The sequence below is a fragment of the Demequina iriomotensis genome (assembly GCF_000971395.1).
Taxonomy (GTDB): domain Bacteria; phylum Actinomycetota; class Actinomycetes; order Actinomycetales; family Demequinaceae; genus Demequina; species Demequina iriomotensis.
Map to the genome: position 1 here is coordinate 1 of NZ_BBME01000027.1, position 4273 is coordinate 4273.

The window sequence follows — 4273 nt, forward strand, 5'->3', positions numbered from 1 at the left end:
ACGATCGCCGTCCCGACGGGGACGGTCCTGACGGTCACCATCGAACGAACGACGGGGACGGTCGTCATACGACCGCGACGGACGCGGACCACGGTCACCGTCGAAGGAACGGCGGGGACGGTCGTCATACGACCGCTGCGGACGGTCGCCGTCCCGGCGCGGACCACGGTCACCATCGAAGGAACGGCGCGGACGGTCATCGTCCCGACGCGGACCACGGTCACCATCGAAGGAACGGCGCGGACGGTCATCGTCCCGACGCGGACCACGGTCACCATCGAAGGAACGGCGGGGACGGTCGTCATACGACCGCTGCGGACGGTCGCCGTCACGACGAGGACGGTCCTGACGGGCATCGTCACGACGGGGGCGGTCGCCGCCCGAGTTCTTCCGGGGGTTGATGCCGGGGCGCGAGTCGTAGCTCGCGCGGCGCTCGTCGCGCTCGTCCCTGTCGTTCATGATGCTCCTGTCCAGTTGTGCGGACGCTCCCGCCATTCTTGCGCGCCCGAGCGCCAAGAACCGGGTGAGTACGTCCCGAATAAGTCTCCGTCACGCGCGGTCGCGGCATCCCGAGCGGACAGAACACGGGACAATGGCGGCGATGACCTCCACCGACACGTCCCTGCTCGCCCGCCTTCCGGAGATGGCGCCCGGCGCGGTTCCCGATCCTGACGCGCTCTACGAGGCGTTCGCCTCGTGGGCGGCGGACCGCGACCTTCCATTGTACCCCCACCAGGACGAGGCGCTGATCGAGCTGGTCTCGGGCTCCCACGTGATCCTCGCGACCCCGACCGGCTCGGGGAAGTCGCTCGTCGCCGCTGGCGCCCATTTCGCCGCCCTGGCCGCGCATCGTGCCGGGACCGGAGGCCGCACCTTCTACACGGCGCCGCTCAAGGCGCTCGTGTCCGAGAAGTTCTTCGCGCTCATCGAGATGTTCGGATCGGAGAACGTCGGCATGATGACCGGCGACAGCGCCGTCAACGCCGATGCCCCGATTATCTGCTGCACCGCGGAGATCCTCGCGAACCTCGCGCTGCGCGACGGCGACGCGACCGACGCGTCGCTCGTGGTGATGGACGAGTTCCACTTCTACTCGGACCCGCAGCGCGGCTGGGCCTGGCAGGTGCCGCTGCTCGAGCTGCCGCGCACGCAGTTCGTGCTCATGTCGGCGACGCTGGGCGACACCGACTGGCTGGTCGAGGACCTCGAGGCGCGCACGGACCGCGCGGTCGCGCGGGTCACGACAGCGGAGCGCCCCGTCCCCCTCAGCTTCGAGTACATGCTCGAGCCGCTCCCCGAGGTGGTGGAGCGCATCGTCCAGACGGGCCGCGCACCCGTGTACATCGTCCACTTCACCCAGAAGGACGCGGTCGAGCGCGCGCAATCGCTGCTCAGCATGACCGTCGCGACCCGATCCGAGCGCGACCAGATCGCCGCGGCGCTCGACGGCGTGCGCTTCGGGACCGGCTTCGGCAAGACGCTCAGCCGGTTCCTACGGGCGGGCGTCGGCGTGCACCACGCGGGCATGCTGCCCAAGTATCGCCGCATCGTCGAGCGGCTGACCCAGCAGGGCCTCCTCAAGGTCGTGTGCGGTACCGACACGCTCGGCGTCGGTATCAACGTGCCGATTCGCACGGTGCTGCTCACCTCGCTCGTCAAGTACGACGGCGAGCGCATGCGCCACCTCACGGCGCGCGAGTTCCACCAGATCGCGGGGCGTGCCGGCCGCGCGGGTTACGACACCGAGGGTGAGGTCATCGTGATGGCCCCCGACCACGTCATCGAGAACCGCAAGGCCCTCCTCAAGGCCGGCGACGACGTGAAGAAGCAGCGCAAGATCGTGCGGAAGAAGGCACCCGCAGGGCACGTCAACTGGACCGACGCGACCTTCGAACGCCTGCGCGACGCCGAACCGGAGCCCCTGACCTCGAGCTTCGCCGTCACGCACGCGATGGTGCTCAACATCCTGGCCCGCGGCAGGGACGATGCGCGCAGCGGCCGAGAGCCGCAGGATCCCGTGATCGCGATGCGGGACCTGCTCGCCGCAGTGCACGAGACGCCCGCACAGCGAGCGGCGCACGCACGACAGGCCCTCCGCATCTACTGGTCGCTGAGGAAGGCCGGCGTGGTGGAGCGGATCAGGGTCCCGGACGCGACGCATGCTCGAGGAGCTCGCCCGTCCGTGCGCCTCACCGTCGACGTGCCTCGCAACTTCGCCCTCAACCAGCCGCTGTCCCCCTTCGCGCTCGCCGCGATGGACCTGCTGAACGTCGAGTCTCCGGACCATGCGCTCGACGTGGTCTCGGTGATCGAGGCCACCCTGTCCGACCCCCGCCAGCTGCTGGTCGCGCAGCAGTTCCAGGCCCGCGGCGAGGCGGTGGCCGCGATGAAGGCCGAGGGCATGGAGTACGAGGAACGCCTCGACGCGCTCGAGGAGGTCACCTGGCCCCGCCCGCTCGCCGAGCTGCTCGAGCCCGCCTTCGCGATGTACCGCACCTCCAATCCGTGGATCATGGGGGCCGAGCTCTCCCCCAAGTCGGTGGTGCGCGACATGCTCGAGAATGCGATGACCTTCGGCGACCTGGTCTCGGCGTACGGACTGGAGCGCACCGAGGGCATCGCGCTGCGCTACCTCGCCGAGGCATACCGGGCCATGCGCCAGACAGTCCCCGAGGATCACCGCACCGACGAGGTCGCACAGATCACGGAATGGCTGGGCGAGGTGGTCCGATCGACGGACTCGTCGCTGCTCGACGAGTGGGAGCGGCTCGCCAACCCTGACGCGGTGCTCGACGACGCGGACCCCGCCGCCCCCGACACGACCGGCACGATGCGCGGGCCGGCGCGTCCGCTCAGCGGCAGCCCGCTCGTCCTCAAGCGCCTCGTCCGCAACGCCCTGTTCCGTCGCGTCGAGCTCGCCTCACGCGAGGACTATGCGGGGCTCGCGGCGCTGGGCGGCGGTTGGGACGCCGCGGCGTGGCGGGATGCGCTGGACCCCCTGTTCGACCTGCACGGGGACGATGCGGTGGGCATCGGGCCGAAAGCGCGTTCGAGCGCGCTTCTCACCTTCGTCGACGCATCGAGCGATGCCTCCGCCGGCCCGGTACGAGCCGCGCTCGCCGCGGCGGGCCGCGATGTGGCGCCGGCCGGCACGTGGATCGTCCGTCAGGTGATCGACGACCCTGCCGGCGACCACGACTGGGCGATCGTCGCGAGCGTCGACCTAGATGCGTCCGACGAGGCGGGCACGGCGATGATCGAGATCCTCGCCGTCGGCGAGGGCTGAAACCTAAAGCGGGGCGCGCCGCGACTCGACGATGACCTTGCCCATGGGCATGAGGGACACAGGGATGAGCTTGAGGTTGGCCCACGCCATGGGGATGCCGATGATGGTGAGCGCGAGAGGGATCGCCGTGAAGACGTGCGCGACGGCGAGGATGAGCCCGAACGGGATCCACAGGATGTTGCCGAGCAGCGACCAGCCGCCGGCACTCGGGTCGGCGACCACCTCGCGACCGAAGGGCCACACCGCGTAGTTGCCGATGCGGAAGCAGGCGATGCCCGCGGGGATGCCGATGATCGTGATGCAGGCAAGCAAGCCCACCAGGATGTAGGAGATCCACAGGCCGATGCCGGCGAAGAAGAACCAGATGATGTTGAGCAGGGTGCGCATACCTCAGGGTAGGTCCGTCAGCCGGTGCACGCTCAGGCCTCAGGCCACCCGTCGGTGAGCGCCGCCGCGTAGTTGCGCACCGAGCGGTTGTACCGCGGCAAGGTGGGCTCGATCACCTCGAGCGCGACGCGGAGCGCCTCGCCGTAGCGGCCGGCGCTGTGCAGGGCGAGCGCGAGGAAGACACGCGGCGCATCACCGGTCGCGGGGTGCACGGGTGCGGCGCGCAGCATCGCGATCGCCTCCTCGACCCGACCGAGGTTGCGCAGGGTGGATGCATGCTGGACCACCAGCTGGGCGGCACGGTCGGCATCGACGGCTGCGAGGCCTGCGGCGGTCGCAGCAGCGTACCGCTCGTCGGCCTCGGCCTCGTGCCCCGACGAGTCGTACGCGCCCCCGAGCTCGAACGCACCGAGCGCGGCGTGCGGCGCCACCGCCGCCAGGACCCGCATGCGCGCGAGACGCGCCTCGCCGTCGATCGAGGGGTCGGTCCAGAGCGCCGCGATCGCGGCTTCCCATTCGTCGCTCGTCATGACAACAGGCTATCTGCCTGGAGATATGACAAGAGGCCCCCAGCGTGGCTGGGGGCCTCTTGTTGAAGAA

The 4273-nt window shown here is 70.0% G+C and carries 4 protein-coding genes; 1 reads left to right on the forward strand and 3 read right to left on the reverse strand.

Annotated features, from left to right (window positions below; translation table 11 throughout):
• The coding region (locus AOM09_RS15600; protein WP_228375166.1) for a hypothetical protein at window positions 1-332 on the reverse strand (332 nt) is incomplete at its 3' end.
• Between the two features lie 269 nt (window positions 333-601).
• Between AOM09_RS15600 and AOM09_RS14730 the strand changes: the two genes are divergently transcribed.
• Window positions 602-3286: a DEAD/DEAH box helicase gene (locus AOM09_RS14730; RefSeq protein WP_062390202.1), complete on the forward strand. Its 2685-nt coding sequence runs from the start codon at window positions 602-604 to the stop codon at window positions 3284-3286.
• Between the two features lie 3 nt (window positions 3287-3289).
• Here the strand turns inward: AOM09_RS14730 and AOM09_RS14735 are convergent, their stop codons facing one another.
• Together AOM09_RS14735 and AOM09_RS14740 are read right to left on the reverse strand one after the other, a co-directional pair.
• A complete protein-coding gene (locus AOM09_RS14735) occupies window positions 3290-3673 on the reverse strand; it encodes a YccF domain-containing protein (RefSeq protein WP_062390198.1) in 384 nt (127 codons plus the stop codon).
• Window positions 3674-3705: 32 nt separating this feature from the next.
• A complete protein-coding gene (locus tag AOM09_RS14740) occupies window positions 3706-4203 on the reverse strand; it encodes a tetratricopeptide repeat protein (RefSeq protein ID WP_062390200.1) in 498 nt (165 codons plus the stop codon).
• Window positions 4204-4273: the final 70 nt, after the last annotated feature.